Consider the following 14,872-nt stretch of genomic DNA (forward strand, 5'->3'; position numbering starts at 1 on the left):
CCGGAAGCCACCATCATGCGGCAAGCCGACGTTACCCGTAATACCCTCGAAACCAAGATTTCGGTGCGGATCAATCTCGATGGCACCGGCGCGGCCGAGTTGAACACCGGCGTGCCGTTTCTGGATCACATGCTTGACCAGATCGCCCGCCACGGCGTGATCGACCTGGCCATCCACTGCGACGGCGATACCTATATCGACGACCATCACACGGTCGAGGATGTCGGTATCACGCTGGGCCAGGCCTTTGCCAAGGCGCTGGGCGACAAAAAAGGCATTCGCCGCTACGGTCACGCCTATGTACCGCTCGACGAAGCACTGTCGCGCGTGGTGGTCGATTTCTCCGGCCGGCCCGGCCTGCATTATTTTGTCGAATACACCCGTGCCCGCATCGGCAATTTCGATGTCGATCTGGCGCGCGAGTTCTTCCAGGGCTTCGTCAATCACGCCGGCGTGTCGCTGCATATCGACAACCTGCGCGGCGACAATGCGCACCATCAGTGCGAAACCATCTTCAAGGCCTTTGGCCGCGCCCTGCGCGCGGCGGCCGAGGTGGACCCGCGTCTGGCCGGCGTGGTGCCTTCAACCAAGGGCGCGCTCTGATCTCCTGCCCCTCCTTATTTGTGTGCGAGCAAAACCATGACTGATGTGGCCGTCATCGACTACGGCATGGGCAACCTGCGTTCGGTAGAGAAGGCAATCGAACACGTTGCCGGTGGCGCGATCGTGCGGGTGACCGACGATCCGGAGGTGGTCATGCGCGCCGAGCGCGTGGTGTTTCCCGGTCAGGGCGCCATGCCCGACTGTATTGCCGAACTCGAAGGGCGCGGTCTGCATCAGGCCGTGGTCGAGGCCGCGGCAAAAAAGCCGTTTCTCGGCATTTGCATCGGTCAGCAGATGCTGTTCGATCACAGCCAGGAAGGCGACGTCCCCGGCCTCGGCATTTTTGCGGGCCAGGTGCGCCGCTTCCCCGACGAAAAAATGGTGGACGCCGCCGGGCTGCGCCTGAAAGTGCCGCACATGGGCTGGAACGAAGTGTGGCATCACCGCGAACACCCCCTGTGGCGCGACATCCCCGATGGTGACCGGTTTTATTTCGTGCACAGTTATTACGTCGATTCGGCCGACGATTCGGTGATCGCAGCCCACACGGATTACGGCGTGCGCTTTACCAGTGCCGTGGCACGGGATAACATTTTTGCGGTGCAGTTCCATCCGGAAAAGAGCGCGCGCGCCGGCTTGCAACTACTCACCAACTTCATGCACTGGCACCCGTAAGCGGGCGCCAGCACGATTTCTTCTCACGTCTAGACGGCCCTACTCGTATGCTGCTCATACCTGCTATCGACCTCAAGGATGGTCATTGTGTCCGCCTCAAACAGGGCGAGATGGACGATGCCACCGTGTTCTCCGAAGATCCGGGCGCGACCGCCCGGCATTGGCTCGACCAGGGCGCACGTCGTTTGCACCTGGTGGATCTCAATGGTGCGTTTGCCGGAAAACCGGTCAACGAAAAGGCGATCAAGCAGATCGTCGAGGCCGTGGGCGATGACATCCCGGTGCAACTCGGCGGCGGTATTCGCGACCTCGAAACCATCGAGCGCTACCTCGACGACGGCATCAGCTACGTGATCATCGGTACCGCTGCGGTCAAGAATCCCGGCTTCCTGCAGGATGCCTGCAGCGCCTTTCCCGGTCATATCATCGTTGGCCTGGACGCCAAGGATGGCAAGGTGGCGGTCGATGGCTGGTCGAAGCTGACCGGTCATGACGTGGTCGATCTCGCGCTCAAGTTTGAAGATTACGGCGTGGAAGGCGTGATCTACACCGACATCGGCCGCGACGGCATGCTCTCCGGCGTCAACGTCGAGGCCACGGTGCGGCTTGCGCAGGCGCTGCGTATTCCGGTGATTGCCAGCGGCGGCATTGCGTCGATGACCGACATCGAGGCGCTATGCGCGGTCGAGCACGAGGGGGTGGTCGGTGCCATTACCGGTCGGGCCATCTACGAGGGCACGCTGGACTTCCGCGCCGCGCAGGCCCGCGCCGACGCGCTGGCGGGCTAAGCATGCTCGCCAAACGGATCATCCCCTGTCTGGACGTCAGTGCCGGTCGCGTCGTCAAAGGCGTGAACTTTGTCGAGCTGCGTGACGCGGGCGATCCGGTCGAGGTGGCGCGTCGCTATGATGAGCAGGGGGCCGACGAGATCACCTTTCTCGACATCACCGCCAGTTCTGACGACCGCGACATCATCCTGCACATGGTCGAACATGTGGCCGAGCAGGTGTTCATCCCGCTGACCGTCGGCGGGGGCGTGCGCACTGTGGGGGATGTCCGCCGCTTGCTCAACGCGGGCGCCGACAAAGTCAGCATCAACACAGCGGCGGTTACCAATCCGGAGATCGTTGCCGAAGCCAGTGGCAAGGTCGGCAGCCAGTGCATCGTGGTCGCCATCGATGCCAAGCAGACGGCGCCGGGCAAGTGGGAGGTGTTCACCCACGGGGGGCGCCGCAACACCGGACTGGACGCGATCGAATGGGCGCAGCGCATCGAAGCGCTGGGCGCGGGCGAGATTCTGCTCACCAGCATGGATCGCGACGGCACCAAAAACGGCTTCGACCTCGGTCTGACCCGCGCGATTTCTGACGCGGTGCGTATTCCGATCATCGCCAGCGGCGGTGTCGGTACGCTCGAGCATCTGGCGCAGGGCGTGTCCGAGGGGCGCGCCGATGCCGTCCTGGCCGCCAGCATTTTCCACTTTGGCCAACACACCGTGCACGAGGCGAAAACCTATATGCGTGAGCGCGGCATCGAGGTGCGCCTGTGATCGAACTGCCCAATCGCTGGCTTAACGACATTGTCTGGGACGACCACGGCCTGGTGCCGGTCATCGCCCAGGACGCGACGACCGGCGACGTGTTGATGTTCGCCTTCATGAACCGCGAGGCGCTGGCCTTGACGGCGGAGCGGGGCGAGGCAGTCTATTGGTCACGTTCGCGGCGTAAGCTGTGGCACAAGGGCGAAGCGTCCGGCCATACCCAGAAGGTGCTCGAGATCCGCACCGACTGTGACAACGACGTGGTGCTGTTGAAGATCGAGCAGACGGGCGGCATCGCCTGCCACACTGGACGCAAGAGCTGTTTCTTCCAGCGCCTCGGCGAGTCCGGGCAGTGGGAAGCGGCAGACCCGGTTCTGAAAGACCCGAAGGAGATTTACGGATGATCGATATCGAAGTGCTGCACCGCGTAGCCGCGACGCTTGCCGAACGCAAGGCCGCTGACCCGGACGCGTCCTACGTATCCAGCCTGTACGCCAAGGGCACGGACGCGATCTGCAAGAAAGTGGCCGAAGAGGCTGCCGAGACGATCATGGCGGCCAAGGATGGCAACCGCCTGCATCTGGTCTGGGAGATCACCGACGTGTGGTTTCACACCATGGTGCTGCTGGCGCACTTCGGTCTGACGGTCGACGATGTGCTGGCCGAGCTCCGTCGTCGTGAAGGCGTATCGGGCATCGACGAAAAAAAATCACGCACAGCAGGGTAAACCACGCTTATGTCTGACTGCATCTTCTGCAAAATTGCGTCGGGTGACATCCCGGCCAAAAAGGCTTTCGAGGATGACGACATGGTCGTTTTCCACGATATCAACCCGGTCGCGCCAGTGCATCTGCTGGCGATCCCGAAGAAGCACATCGCGTCGCTGGCCGACGCCGAGCCGGCGGATGCGCTGGTGATGGGCAAGCTGCTGCAGACCGGTGCCCGCCTGGCCGTCGAGCAGGGTTGCACCGATGGGTTCCGGACGCTGATCAACACGGGGCGGGTCGGAAGACAGGAGGTGTATCATCTGCACATTCATTTCGTTGGCGGGCCGGACGTATTGCCCCCCATGTTGAAGCGTTGAGGAGTTATTAATGGGTTCATTCAGTATCTGGCACTGGCTGATCGTTCTGGTCATCGTGATGCTTGTTTTCGGCACCAAGAAGCTGCGCAATATCGGCCAGGATCTGGGCGGTGCGGTGAAGGGTTTCAAGGACGGCGTGCGTGAGGCCGAGAACACCAGCGAGTCGGCCAAGCCCGAGCAGCTCGATGGCAAGACCATCAACGCGGAAGCCAAAGAAAAGATCAATAATTCTTGATCGGACCTCAGGTCTGACACGAGGGGCGAAGCAGGTCGGCCCCTCGTTTTTGCTTTCGTCTGCGCAGGAACGTCATGTTTGATATCGGTTTCACCGAACTCATGATCATCGCCATCGTCGGTCTGGTGGTGATCGGTCCCGAACGCCTGCCGAAAGTGGCGCGAACCGTTGGTCACATGCTGGGGCGTTTGCAGCGCTACGTCGGCGATGTGAAGTCGGATATCCAGCGCGAAATGCACCTGGAAGACCTCAAGAAACTTCAGAAAGAAATGACTGATTCGGCGCGCGATCTCGAAAGCGGGCTGCGTGGGCAGGCCGCGGCCGTCAAGGCGGATCTCGACGACACTGCCAAATCGGTGAATTCCGCGGTAACCGGAGAGGCGGCGCCTAAAGCGATCGATACGGCCACCGCCGACGCCGATGCCGAAGCCGCGCTCAAGGACGCCGAGCGGGCGATCGCCCAGACCGTTGCCGACGATATCGCGGCCGGCCACGCTCCGATACCGCGCGACGACAACCAGATGGCGCTCGGCCTCGACAATGTTGCGCCCGCCGGCGCGCCCAAGGAGTCCAAGGCGTGACCGAGACCCAGGAAACCTTTGTTGCGCATCTCGTCGAGCTGCGCGACCGTCTTTTGCGCGCGGTTGGCGCGGTCTTGCTGGTGTTTTTCTGCCTGATGCCCTGGGCCGGTCAGATCTACGACTTGCTCGCCCTGCCAATGATGCAGGCGCTGCCCGAAGGCACGCGCATGATCGCCACCGGCGTGGTCACACCGTTCTTCGTGCCCGTGAAAGTGACCCTGATGGTCGCTTTTGTTTGCGCCTTGCCGGTGGTGTTGTATCAGGCCTGGTCTTTCATCGCGCCGGGCCTCTACGCCCATGAAAAGCGTCTCGGCGTGCCGCTGGTGCTGGCCAGTACCTTGTTGTTCCTGGCGGGTATGGCGTTTTGCTACTTCTTCGTGTTCAAGATGGTGTTTGCGTTCATCAACGAATTCGCACCGAAGAGCATTACGCCTGCGCCGGATATCGAGCAGTACCTGTCTTTTGTCATGACGTTGTTCATGGCCTTCGGGCTCACCTTCGAGGTGCCGGTTGCCGTGGTGCTGTTGTCCAAGTTTGGCGTGGTGAATCAGGCCAAACTGAAAGAGGCCCGCCCTTACGTGATCGTCGGCGCCTTTGTCATCGCGGCCATTGTGACCCCGCCCGATGTGATCTCGCAGTTCATGCTGGCGGTGCCCATGTGGCTGCTGTACGAGGTCGGTATTTTGTGCGCCCGCTTCGTTGCGGTGCGCGAAGAGGGCGCGCCGGACGAGGCCGAGCCAGCCAGTGACGTGAGCCGGAACTGATCGGTCGATTGGGGTGCCTTGCCCTACTGAGGGCGGGGAATCGTCGGCCGGCGGCCGATCTTGACCGGCAGTTCAATCACCTTTTTTTTGCGGCGGACCGTGAAGCGCGCGTCCGCCCCCGGTGCGAGCGCGGCCACCAGTTCAAGCATGCGCTGAGGGCTGGCGATGGGCTGTGTGCCAATGCCAATCAATACGTCGCCGGGTTGAATCCCGCCTTTGTCGGCGGGGCCGCCACGCATGACGCCTGCGATCAAGGCGCCGTCGGTGTCGGGTAAATTGAAAGACTCGGCCAGCTCCGGCGTGATGTCCTGAATTTCGACACCGATCCAGCCGCGCGTCACACGACCGGTGCGGATGATCTGGTCCATGACATCCTTGGCAAAGGTGACCGGTATGGCGAAACCGATACCGAGTGAGCCGCCCGAGCGGGAGTAGATGGCGGCGTTGATGCCCACCAGGGCGCCGTCGCTATTGACCAGCGCGCCGCCCGAGTTTCCGGGGTTGATCGCCGCATCGGTCTGAATGAAATTCTCGAAAGTGCTGATGCCCAAGTGGCTGCGTTGCAGCGCCGAGACGATGCCCATGGTCACGGTTTGGCCAACGCCAAACGGATTGCCGATGGCCAGCACAACATCGCCGACGGACAGCGATTCGGTGGGGGCGAAGCTTACCGCCGGCAGTGCGCCGCCGGCTTCGATGCGCAGGACGGCCAGATCCGTTTCGGGGTCGCGGCCCACCAGTTTTGCCTCGAACTTGCGCCCATCGTTGAGTGCGACTTCAATGGCATCGGCGGCTTCGATGACATGGTTGTTGGTCAGAATGTAGCCATCGGCGCTGGCAATGACGCCCGAGCCGAGACCCGAGGTACGTTGTTCTTGCCGCGGACCGAGGCGGTCGCCGAAGAAATGACGGAAAATCGGGTCATCAAGGAAGGGGCTGCGCTGTGACTGCATCTCCTTGCTGGTAAAGATATGCACCACGGAGGGGAGCGCGGTGCGGGCGGCTTTGGCATACGATCCGGGGGTGTCCGTCGCGGCGCCCAGGGTCGCGGCGGCTGGCGCCTCGTTTTGCACCACAACCACCGGGGCTTGTGGTCTGAGCCAGTCAGGCTTGAACGTGGACAGCACGAACACGACCGCCACCGCAATGGTGACCGCCTGGGCGAAGGTCAGCCAGAGTCGATGAATCATGGGTGGCGCGCCAGTTTGGCCGCGCGAACGACGGGAAGGAGGACGGACATATGCAATTGACGGAGCTTCAGCGCTATCTGGATGTGCTGCTCAATGTGGTCGCGATGAAGGATTATTGCCCAAACGGTTTGCAAGTGGAAGGAAGGGCTGAGGTCGCTCGCGTGGTTTGTGGTGTCACAGCCAGTCAGGCCTTGCTTGATGCGGCGGTCGAACGGCAGGCCGATGCGGTGCTGGTGCATCACGGCTATTTCTGGCGGGGTGAAGACGCGCGGGTGGTCGGTGTGCGCAAGCGGCGGCTGGGCACGCTGTTGCGTCATGACATCAGCTTGCTGGCGTATCACCTGCCGCTGGATGTGCATCCTGAATTGGGCAACAACGCGCAGTTGGCCCGTCGACTGGGCTGGACGGTGACCGGAAGCTTCGGTGAGCAGTCGCTGGGCCTGATCGGTGATGTGCCAGTGGCGCTGCCCGCCCGCGCACTCGCAGCGCAGCTTGGCGTCACGCTGGGTCGTGAGGCGCAGTGGGTCGGCGATGGCGACCGGATCGTGCGGCGGGTGGCGTGGTGCACTGGCGCGGCGCAGTCTTTTCTTGAATCTGCTGTGGCGGCGGGTTGCGATGCGTTCGTGTCGGGGGAGATCTCCGAGCCGACGGTGCACCTGGCGCGGGAGTCAGGGGTGCCCTATATTGCGGCGGGACATCATGCCACCGAGCGTTACGGGATTCAGGCGCTAGGCGAGCATCTGGCCGAGCAATTCGGTCTGGACTGCCAGTTTGTGGATATTGACAATCCGGTCTGAGCGCCGCAAGTCACGAGTGGCGGCAGGCGCGGGATCGCCGCGCATGCGCGTGCGGACTGGCTCAGTCGTCGCGCTTGCGGTTGAAGCCGCCCAGCAGTTCGGTGGCGGTGAAGCCGTCGTCTGCATTGGCGTCGGTATCCAGCCCTTTTGGCCTGGCGGGCGGGGGTGTTTCGTCGGATTCCAACTGGGGCGGAATGTCGGCCTTGGTCTTTTTTTCGTCCTCGGGCACGGTCGTTTCGTCGTCCTCGAGCGAGGGTGTATCGCCTGACTCGAGTGCAAAGTCGAGATCGGGAAGTGTGGTTTCGGTCATCGATGGCGTGATGTCGGCGTCGTCGAGGCTGAAGATCGGCTCCGCGGTGACCGCGTCGAGTGGTGTGCTGAAATCGATTGGCGCCTCGTTGGCTTCCGGCGCGTCTGATTCTGGCGTCGCCACCTCCGGCGTTTCTGCGTCGGGCCGGGCGCCGACAGCTGCCACCGGGATGTCGACGGCGCCGGTGTAGGGGCCAAGTTGGTCTTCGAGTACCGCCATGAGCATCAGCAGATCGTCAATCACGGCGATGGGAAAGCCCTGCCGCGCGCCATCGCGATTGTCTCGCAGCAGGCGTTGAATATATGCCTGACAGTCGACGGTCATCCAGCTGCTGGTGAGCGCCTTGACGATGTGCGCCATTTGTTCGACCGACTCACTCGTTTGGCGCGCAAGATCGAAGTCGTCCCACTCGACGACCTTGACGTTGAAGGTCTGGTTGAGCTGGCGGGTGATGACTTCGAAGTCTTCACGCATGTCGGCGGTGCGGTAGACCTCCAGCAACTTCAGCCACGGCGCGACCGCCTGTTTCGGGTTGTTGCGGATGAACTCGGCCAGGGTTTCGGCGGCGCCTTGAATGCGGCCGAAAGACATCATGATGTCGGCGAGCTCGACCGCGGATTCGTGTTCTTCGGAAAGGTCGGCTTCTTCGATCGTGATGGGGGCAACGCTGTGCTGCAGTTCGGCGGGAGCGGATCCGTCCCAGTCGATTGGCGAAAAATCAAAGCTCTCGGTGCCCGGCGCTGCCTGGGTCATGGGGGGCTCGACGGCGCGGGGCTCGGCGTTCGTTGCGCTGTCTTCGTTCAGGAAGTCGTCTGCTTCATCGCTCGCGCGTCGTCGGCGGAGCAGCCAGATGGCCACCCACGCGGCCATAAGCGCGGCGAGGCCGGCAGGCAGCCAGGATTGGGCAGTCGCCAGCCAGTCGGAGGCGGCGGGTGCGGGCGTCGGCGCAGCCGCTTGTACCGTGGGGGCGGCTGGGGCAGGTGTGCTCGCTGGTGCCGCCGGCGCCGGGGCGTCTCGTTTGACGACCTCGTCGGCCAGCGTTTTTTGCAAGGCCTCGATACGTTCGATGCGGTCGGTGAGTTCGAGCCGGGCGGTAATCTGCTCGTCAAGCAACATGATCAGTTGCTGCTCGCGGCGCAGCAGATCGCGCTCGGCGTCGGAGGTGCGATCAATCAGGCCCGGGTCGCCCAGTTGACGGGACAGCTTGAAGCCGTTGAAGTCCGGCGCATCGCCGGAGAGCGTCAGTCGGTCGCCGCTGTCTGCGGGTGGCTCGGTCGGCATCGGGGCCGGCTCGGCCGCAGGTTCCGGCGGCGGTGTCGCGGCACGCTCCGGTGCCGGGGGCTCGACAGGCGCGGGTGCTGGCTCAGGTGCGCGTGCGACAGGCTTTGGCGCAGCGGGGGCCGGATGGGCTGCGATGATCGCTTCACGGTCTGGCAGGACGAGCGTGGTACCCGCGCCAAGGGTTTGTTGCGATGAGCGAATGCTGCGGTCACCGCTGTTGAGTTTGCGTGTTGCCCGGATAAAGCCGATCCGGTCTTTTCGGCTTGACGGGTAAAGCTGGCGCGCAAGCTGATTGATGGAGGCGCCATCAGGCAGCGTCCAGGTGCCACCGAGTTCGCTCGCCGACAAGGCGGGCGACGCGGGTGCGCGCGCTGCGGGCGGGCTTGGGCGAGATGCCGGCGCTGCGGCCTGCGGGGTTGCAATGGTGCTGACCGGTGAGGGCAGTAGCAGGGTGTAGGTGCGTTTCAGGCGCGCTTGGCAGGTTTCTTCAAGCGTGAGCCGGACGATGGGGTCGAGAACGGCTTGCGTCCGTGTGACGACAGCGACGGGCTTGCCGGCGCGCATCTGGAGGCTGACCAGCGCATTGCGCACGGCGGGAATGCCGTCCGTTGGGTCAGTGCCCGGGACGACCCGCAGGCAGCTGCTGTCGTCCTTGGGGCCGACGCCGTAGAGCCGGACCTCGGCGCGAAAGGGCTCCCCGATGGCGGATTGGCTGAGGATTTCGCCAAACCCGATAGCGTACGACGCGCCGGGAATCGACGCGAGGGCGCAAAGCAGCAGTGAGGACTTGCTCGATAACGACTTCATCGTTCAGTCGGAAAAGCCTTATGAATTCGGGCGATCGCGAAATTATTTGAAGCACATTGTAATGAACTTGCGTTCGTTTTGGCCCTTTGTCATGGGTTCGTGCACAAAATTGCACACATCGGAGTGTTTGTGTGCGGCAGGGCGCGCTGCGAAGACGGGGTATCATGGAGTTGTTTCCATACGATTGCGTACGTTGTTATGAATTCCAAATTGTCAGGCGGCGTTGGTCGCCAGCGCGCACAGGTTCGGCGCATTGAGGTTGAAGGTTTTTTTCGGGACGACGGCCTCGTGGAGCTCGACGCAACACTGGTCGATCTCAAGGATGTCGATTACCCCCTCGCCGCCGGCGTTCGTAAAAAGGGTGATCCGGTGCATCGCATGCATGTGTCGGTGTTGATCGATCATGATTTCACCATTCTGGACGCCCATGCCGAGCTGGCGTGGGTGCCGTATCCGGGCGGGTGTGAGCGCATCGGACCGGCTTACGACGCCTTGATCGGAATGAACCTGATGAAGGGGTTTCGCGATGCCATTCGCGCGGAATTCTTCGGCACCAGGGGGTGTACTCATGTCTCTGAATTGCTGCTGAGCTTGCCGACCGCTGCGGTGCAGACCTTTGCAACGTTCATGAAGGACACGGCCGGCGCGGGGGAGAAGCCGTTTCAGCTGGACCGTTGCCATGCGCTGGCGACCGACGGCGAGACGGTCCGCCAGTATTACCCGACATGGCATCGGCCGCCATCAGCGGGTTCGGGTGACGCCGAAGACGGCGACGTTTAAGCGCGGACGCGAGGTGAGCGTCGGGCGTTCGATTTCGGGCCGCGGCAAGGGGGCGCGGCCGGTCGGAATTCGGTTATAATTACAGGGCTTTCGCCGTGCGTGGGTTCGCGCACGCTGCGGATGCGTGTCGCGCATCGGCGCTTTGTCGCTGAGGCAACGGCATATGCCGGACGAGGGAGATCGGCAGATGTCGTGGGGTGAGTGCCCCGAATTGACCCGTTCAACCTAATGTCCGTGTTCTCTGTGTGGAGACGCGGCTTCTATCGAAGGGCAACCATGAAGATTCATGAGTATCAGGCAAAAGAGCTGCTGAGAAAGTATGGCGTCGTCACCCCGCGTGGCATTCCGTGCTTCTCGGTGGACGATGCGGTCAAAGCGGCCGAAGAGCTGGGCGGCAAGATCTGGGTGGTCAAGGCACAGATTCACGCCGGTGGCCGTGGTAAGGGCGGTGGTGTGAAGCTCGCCAAGTCGATCGACGAAGTGAAAGCGCTGGCCGGAGAGATTCTGGGCATGCAGCTGATCACGCATCAGACCGGCGCCGAGGGACAGAAAGTCCGCCGCCTGCTGATCGAAGAAGGCGCCGACATCCAGAAGGAATACTATGTCGCAGCCCTGACCGACCGGGCGACCCAGAAGGTCGCCATGATGGCCTCCTCCGAGGGCGGCATGGACATCGAGGTCGTGGCCGAAGAAACGCCGGAGAAGATCATCAAGGTCTTCGTTGATCCGCTCGTCGGCCTGACCGACGCGCAGGCGACCGAACTGGCCAACGGCATTGGCGTTCCCGCCGGTTCCGTCGACAAGGCCGTCGATGCGCTGAAGAAGCTCTACACCTGCTACATGGAAACCGATGCTTCGCTGGCGGAAATCAACCCGCTGATTCTGGAAGGCAACGGCAACATCAAGGCGCTGGACGCCAAGTTCAACTTTGACTCCAACGCGCTGTATCGTCATCCCGAGATCGTTGAGTACCGCGATCTGGACGAAGAAGACGCAGACGAAGTGGAAGCCTCCAAGTACGATCTGGCCTACATCAGCCTGGACGGCAACATTGGTTGCCTGGTCAACGGCGCCGGTCTGGCCATGGCGACCATGGATACCATCAAGCTGTTCGGTGCTTCGCCGGCCAACTTCCTGGACGTGGGCGGCGGTGCCACCACCGAGAAGGTGACCGAAGCCTTCAAGATCATGCTTCAGAACCCCAAGGTGAAGGGCATTCTGGTGAACATCTTTGGCGGCATCATGCGTTGCGACACCATCGCGACCGGCGTGGTCGCGGCTGCCAAGGAAGTCAATCTCTCCGTACCGCTGGTGGTGCGCATGAAGGGAACCAATGAAGACATCGGCAAGAAGATTCTCGCCGAGTCCGGGTTGCCCATCATTTCCGCCGACAGCATGGCCGAAGCCGCGACGAAAGTCGTCGAAGCGGTCAAGTAAGGAGAGTTTCGAATGTCTATTCTGATCAACAAAGACACCAAGGTCATCACCCAGGGCATCACGGGCAAGACCGGTCAGTTCCACACCGAGAAGTGCATCGAGTACGCAAACGGCAAGAACTGCTTTGTCGCCGGTGTGAACCCCAAGAAAGCGGGCGAGTCCATCTTTGGCGTGCCCATCTACGCGTCGGTCAAGGAAGCTGCGGCGGAAACCGGTTCGACCGTTTCGGTCATCTATGTGCCGCCCGCCGGCGCGGCCGCTGCGATCTGGGAAGCCTGCGAGGCAGACATTGATCTGGCTATCTGCATTACCGAAGGCATTCCGGTTCGCGACATGCTGGCCGTGCGCAACAAGATGCGCCAGAAAGTGGAAGCCGGTGGCAAGGAAACGCTGCTGCTCGGTCCCAACTGCCCGGGTCTGATTACGCCTGACGAAATCAAGATCGGCATCATGCCGGGTCACATCCACCGCAAAGGTCGGATTGGCGTGGTGTCCCGTTCGGGCACACTGACCTACGAAGCCGTGGGTCAGCTGACCGAAATCGGTCTGGGTCAGTCGTCCGCAGTCGGTATTGGTGGCGACCCCATCAATGGCCTCAAGCACATCGATGTGATGCGCATGTTCAATGACGACCCGGATACCGATGCGGTCATCATGATCGGCGAAATCGGCGGTCCGGACGAAGCCGAGGCGGCGCGTTGGTGCAAGGACAACATGAAGAAGCCGGTGGTTGGCTTCATCGCTGGCGTGACCGCACCTGCGGGCAAGCGCATGGGCCATGCCGGTGCGCTGATCTCGGGTGGTGAGGATACGGCCGATGCCAAGCTCGCCATCATGGAAGAGTGCGGCTTCACCGTGACGCGCAATCCGTCGGAAATGGCCAAGCTGCTCAAAGCCATGCTCTGAGCGTCGCCAGATGAAAAAGCGCCGGCCTTGGCCGGCGTTTTTTTTCGACTGGATATTCTACTTTCGTTATATTTTTGGCCGCCCGATAGCCAATTGTTGTGTGAAAATGTGTCACTCTCGTCGAGCAAGGCGGGTGAAGTCTTGCGGTCGGATGCCGTAGACCTCGTGGTCGAAGCCGTTTTGGCGATGGCCGAGTCAAGTTAGCGGCCAGGCGTGACGCGCCATGCGCGCTGGTAAGGTGGCGTGTTGATGGAATCACTGGATCGGGAGAAGTCTGCTTTGCAAATGGCGTCGCGCACCGATACGGGGAGGATGCGTCAGCGCAACGAAGATGCGTGTCTATTCGACGACGCGTCTCGCTGGGCGGTGCTGGCCGACGGCATGGGTGGCTACCAGGGGGGCGATGTGGCCTCCCGGCTGGTCGTCGATAGTCTGGCGGCGAGCCTGCGGGGGAGCGAAGCAACGTCGGTCTCCCAGATGCTGGCCGAATTGCGTCAGGCAACCATGCGTGCCAATACGGATGTGATTGCCGCAGCGAGAAAAGATCGGGAGCTGCACGGCATGGGCTCGACCGTGGTGGCCTCGCGCTTTCATGACAACACCTTGCTGGTGTCTCACGTCGGTGATTCGCGGATGTATCGCTATCGGCCCGACGAACTCGTGCAGCTGACGCGCGATCACTCCTTGTTGCAGGAGCAGGTCGATGGCGGCATGATGAGTGCTGATGAAGCGCGGGTAGCGCCGGGGCGCAGTCTGCTGACGCGCGCGCTGGGTGTGGAGCCCGCCGTTGTGCCCGATGTGGCGCTTCACGAGGCGCGGGTGGGTGATGTCTATCTGCTGTGCTCCGACGGTTTGACCGATATGCTGGATGACGAAGACATCGCGCTGGTGTGCGAGACCTTGTCCGCTAATCTGACGCTGGCGGCAGATCATCTGATCCAGCTTGCCAACGACCGGGGTGGTCGTGACAACATCACCGTAGTTTTGATCAAGGTTCTGCAGCCCTTCCCGGCGCGCAGAACGTAGCAGGGCAACAACAGGGACAGGACGATACGATGCCGAAGTTGATCCTCAGCATGGACGGGCTGGTGCTCAAGGAAATTCCGCTCAACAAGGAGCGGACGACCATCGGGCGCAAGCCGCACAATGACATCCAGATCGACAATCTGGCGATCAGTGGCGAGCATGCGGTGATCACTGCGATTCTCGACGATGCCTTTCTTGAAGACCGGAACAGCACCAATGGCACGTATGTCAATGGTCAGCCGGTCAAGAAGTGCGCGCTCCAGAATAACGATGTGGTGGAGCTGGGCAAATATCGCATCAAGTTTGTTGTCGATGCCGTGGCGGCCTCCGGCCCTCTGACTGACTTTGTCGATACCGCGGCGCTCAAGCCGGTGATGGCTGACCCCGAAGTGGATGTGTCGGAATCTGATGTGGGTGCCACCAATACGGTTGTGGGCGGAGATGACGCCATTGCCGCCATTGACGCTGAAGCCACGCAGATTCTCGACCGGGCGGGTGCGGGAGTAGCCGCAGAGCGGGCTGCGTCGCCCGCGAAGGCCGCCGCGCCAGCGCCCAGCGGCGAAGGCGCTGGTGGGATGATTCAGGTGTTGTCCGGGCCGAATGTCGGTCGCGAGCTGGAGCTCACGAAATCGCTGACGACGCTGGGCAAGCCCGGTGTGCAGGTGGCGGTCATCACGCGGCGGCCGCATGGCTATTTCATTACGCATGTGGAAGGTTCGACCTTTCCGGTGGTCAATGGCAGCCCCCTGGGGGCGCAGGCGCATCACCTGAGCGATCACGACATCATCGAGATCGCGGGCGTAAAAATGGAATTCTTCCTGCGCAACACCGCCTGAGCCCCACCGGCTTCGGCAAG

Annotated in this window: 18 protein-coding genes; 16 read left to right on the forward strand and 2 right to left on the reverse strand. The window is 62.1% G+C overall.

Going from position 1 to position 14,872, the window contains the following annotated elements; all coding sequences use genetic code 11:
• Window positions 1-15 precede the first annotated feature (15 nt).
• From hisB to tatC, 10 genes are all read left to right on the forward strand, one after another.
• Entirely contained in the window at window positions 16-603 is a 588-nt protein-coding gene (gene hisB / locus FHP89_RS18800; protein WP_144179394.1) for an imidazoleglycerol-phosphate dehydratase HisB, read from the forward strand.
• Window positions 604-639: 36 nt separating this feature from the next.
• The gene (gene hisH, locus FHP89_RS18805) at window positions 640-1,278 is read left to right on the forward strand and encodes an imidazole glycerol phosphate synthase subunit HisH (RefSeq protein WP_144179347.1); all 639 of its coding nucleotides are present in this window, start codon (window positions 640-642) and stop codon (window positions 1,276-1,278) included.
• A gap of 47 nt (window positions 1,279-1,325) precedes the next feature.
• Entirely contained in the window at window positions 1,326-2,066 is a 741-nt protein-coding gene (gene hisA / locus FHP89_RS18810; protein ID WP_144179348.1) for a 1-(5-phosphoribosyl)-5-[(5-phosphoribosylamino)methylideneamino]imidazole-4-carboxamide isomerase, read from the forward strand.
• 2 nt (window positions 2,067-2,068) lie between these two features.
• Window positions 2,069-2,827: an imidazole glycerol phosphate synthase subunit HisF gene (gene hisF, locus FHP89_RS18815; protein WP_144179349.1), complete on the forward strand. Its 759-nt coding sequence runs from the start codon at window positions 2,069-2,071 to the stop codon at window positions 2,825-2,827.
• 5 nt (window positions 2,828-2,832) lie between these two features.
• The gene (gene hisI, locus FHP89_RS18820) at window positions 2,833-3,222 is read left to right on the forward strand and encodes a phosphoribosyl-AMP cyclohydrolase (RefSeq protein WP_186300383.1); all 390 of its coding nucleotides are present in this window, start codon (window positions 2,833-2,835) and stop codon (window positions 3,220-3,222) included.
• Window positions 3,219-3,545: a phosphoribosyl-ATP diphosphatase gene (locus FHP89_RS18825; RefSeq protein WP_144179350.1), complete on the forward strand. Its 327-nt coding sequence runs from the start codon at window positions 3,219-3,221 to the stop codon at window positions 3,543-3,545. The genes hisI and FHP89_RS18825 overlap by 4 nt, the downstream gene beginning before the upstream one ends.
• A 9-nt stretch (window positions 3,546-3,554) precedes the next feature.
• Window positions 3,555-3,902, forward strand: coding sequence for a histidine triad nucleotide-binding protein (locus FHP89_RS18830; protein ID WP_144179351.1), 348 nt, complete (start codon window positions 3,555-3,557; stop codon window positions 3,900-3,902).
• 10 nt (window positions 3,903-3,912) lie between these two features.
• Complete coding sequence (gene tatA, locus FHP89_RS18835; protein WP_144179352.1) at window positions 3,913-4,137, forward strand: Sec-independent protein translocase subunit TatA; 225 nt, start codon at window positions 3,913-3,915, stop codon at window positions 4,135-4,137.
• A gap of 101 nt (window positions 4,138-4,238) precedes the next feature.
• The gene (gene tatB / locus FHP89_RS18840; protein ID WP_449240223.1) at window positions 4,239-4,718 is read left to right on the forward strand and encodes a Sec-independent protein translocase protein TatB; all 480 of its coding nucleotides are present in this window, start codon (window positions 4,239-4,241) and stop codon (window positions 4,716-4,718) included.
• Complete coding sequence (gene tatC, locus FHP89_RS18845) at window positions 4,715-5,482, forward strand: twin-arginine translocase subunit TatC (RefSeq protein ID WP_144179354.1); 768 nt, start codon at window positions 4,715-4,717, stop codon at window positions 5,480-5,482. Before tatB ends, tatC begins: the two co-directional genes overlap by 4 nt.
• A gap of 23 nt (window positions 5,483-5,505) precedes the next feature.
• On the opposite strand, the gene FHP89_RS18850 is transcribed toward tatC, so the two are convergent.
• The gene (locus tag FHP89_RS18850) at window positions 5,506-6,669 is read right to left on the reverse strand and encodes a Do family serine endopeptidase (RefSeq protein ID WP_144179396.1); all 1,164 of its coding nucleotides are present in this window, start codon (window positions 6,667-6,669) and stop codon (window positions 5,506-5,508) included.
• 53 nt (window positions 6,670-6,722) lie between these two features.
• Here FHP89_RS18850 and FHP89_RS18855 point away from each other — a divergent pair, with 53 nt between their 5' ends.
• Window positions 6,723-7,469: a Nif3-like dinuclear metal center hexameric protein gene (locus tag FHP89_RS18855; protein WP_144179355.1), complete on the forward strand. Its 747-nt coding sequence runs from the start codon at window positions 6,723-6,725 to the stop codon at window positions 7,467-7,469.
• A 61-nt stretch (window positions 7,470-7,530) separates the two neighbouring features.
• Here the strand turns inward: FHP89_RS18855 and FHP89_RS18860 are convergent, their stop codons facing one another.
• Complete coding sequence (locus FHP89_RS18860; protein ID WP_144179356.1) at window positions 7,531-9,867, reverse strand: type IV pilus assembly protein FimV; 2,337 nt, start codon at window positions 9,865-9,867, stop codon at window positions 7,531-7,533.
• Between the two features lie 198 nt (window positions 9,868-10,065).
• Here FHP89_RS18860 and FHP89_RS18865 point away from each other — a divergent pair, with 198 nt between their 5' ends.
• From FHP89_RS18865 to FHP89_RS18885, 5 genes are all read left to right on the forward strand, one after another.
• Window positions 10,066-10,647 (forward strand): DUF2889 domain-containing protein, encoded by a 582-nt coding sequence (locus tag FHP89_RS18865; protein WP_144179357.1) that lies wholly within the window; start codon window positions 10,066-10,068, stop codon window positions 10,645-10,647.
• Between the two features lie 276 nt (window positions 10,648-10,923).
• Entirely contained in the window at window positions 10,924-12,084 is a 1,161-nt protein-coding gene (gene sucC, locus FHP89_RS18870; RefSeq protein WP_144179358.1) for an ADP-forming succinate--CoA ligase subunit beta, read from the forward strand.
• 12 nt (window positions 12,085-12,096) lie between these two features.
• A complete protein-coding gene (sucD, locus tag FHP89_RS18875) occupies window positions 12,097-12,990 on the forward strand; it encodes a succinate--CoA ligase subunit alpha (protein ID WP_144179359.1) in 894 nt (297 codons plus the stop codon).
• Between the two features lie 249 nt (window positions 12,991-13,239).
• Complete coding sequence (locus FHP89_RS18880; protein WP_222105445.1) at window positions 13,240-14,016, forward strand: Stp1/IreP family PP2C-type Ser/Thr phosphatase; 777 nt, start codon at window positions 13,240-13,242, stop codon at window positions 14,014-14,016.
• Window positions 14,017-14,045: 29 nt separating this feature from the next.
• Window positions 14,046-14,852, forward strand: coding sequence for an FHA domain-containing protein (locus FHP89_RS18885; protein WP_144179360.1), 807 nt, complete (start codon window positions 14,046-14,048; stop codon window positions 14,850-14,852).
• Window positions 14,853-14,872 lie beyond the last annotated feature (20 nt).

Source organism: Denitromonas ohlonensis, assembly GCF_007625205.1.
In the GTDB taxonomy this organism is placed as follows: Bacteria; Pseudomonadota; Gammaproteobacteria; order Burkholderiales; family Rhodocyclaceae; genus Nitrogeniibacter; species Nitrogeniibacter ohlonensis.

Excerpts from the sequence above, each read along its gene's own strand:
- sucD (WP_144179359.1), top strand. The coding sequence starts at position 12,097 with ATGTCTATTCTGATCAACAAAGACACCAAGGTCATCACCCAGGGCATC.
- hisA (WP_144179348.1), top strand. The coding sequence starts at position 1,326 with ATGCTGCTCATACCTGCTATCGACCTCAAGGATGGTCATTGTGTCCGC.
- FHP89_RS18865 (WP_144179357.1), top strand. The coding sequence starts at position 10,066 with ATGAATTCCAAATTGTCAGGCGGCGTTGGTCGCCAGCGCGCACAGGTT.
- FHP89_RS18830 (WP_144179351.1), top strand. The coding sequence starts at position 3,555 with ATGTCTGACTGCATCTTCTGCAAAATTGCGTCGGGTGACATCCCGGCC.
- hisB (WP_144179394.1), top strand. The coding sequence starts at position 16 with ATGCGGCAAGCCGACGTTACCCGTAATACCCTCGAAACCAAGATTTCG.
- FHP89_RS18860 (WP_144179356.1), bottom strand. The coding sequence starts at position 9,867 with ATGAAGTCGTTATCGAGCAAGTCCTCACTGCTGCTTTGCGCCCTCGCG.
- FHP89_RS18855 (WP_144179355.1), top strand. The coding sequence starts at position 6,723 with ATGCAATTGACGGAGCTTCAGCGCTATCTGGATGTGCTGCTCAATGTG.
- tatA (WP_144179352.1), top strand. The coding sequence starts at position 3,913 with ATGGGTTCATTCAGTATCTGGCACTGGCTGATCGTTCTGGTCATCGTG.
- FHP89_RS18825 (WP_144179350.1), top strand. The coding sequence starts at position 3,219 with ATGATCGATATCGAAGTGCTGCACCGCGTAGCCGCGACGCTTGCCGAA.
- tatB (WP_449240223.1), top strand. The coding sequence starts at position 4,239 with ATGATCATCGCCATCGTCGGTCTGGTGGTGATCGGTCCCGAACGCCTG.
- FHP89_RS18885 (WP_144179360.1), top strand. The coding sequence starts at position 14,046 with ATGCCGAAGTTGATCCTCAGCATGGACGGGCTGGTGCTCAAGGAAATT.
- FHP89_RS18880 (WP_222105445.1), top strand. The coding sequence starts at position 13,240 with ATGGAATCACTGGATCGGGAGAAGTCTGCTTTGCAAATGGCGTCGCGC.
- hisH (WP_144179347.1), top strand. The coding sequence starts at position 640 with ATGACTGATGTGGCCGTCATCGACTACGGCATGGGCAACCTGCGTTCG.
- sucC (WP_144179358.1), top strand. The coding sequence starts at position 10,924 with ATGAAGATTCATGAGTATCAGGCAAAAGAGCTGCTGAGAAAGTATGGC.
- hisF (WP_144179349.1), top strand. The coding sequence starts at position 2,069 with ATGCTCGCCAAACGGATCATCCCCTGTCTGGACGTCAGTGCCGGTCGC.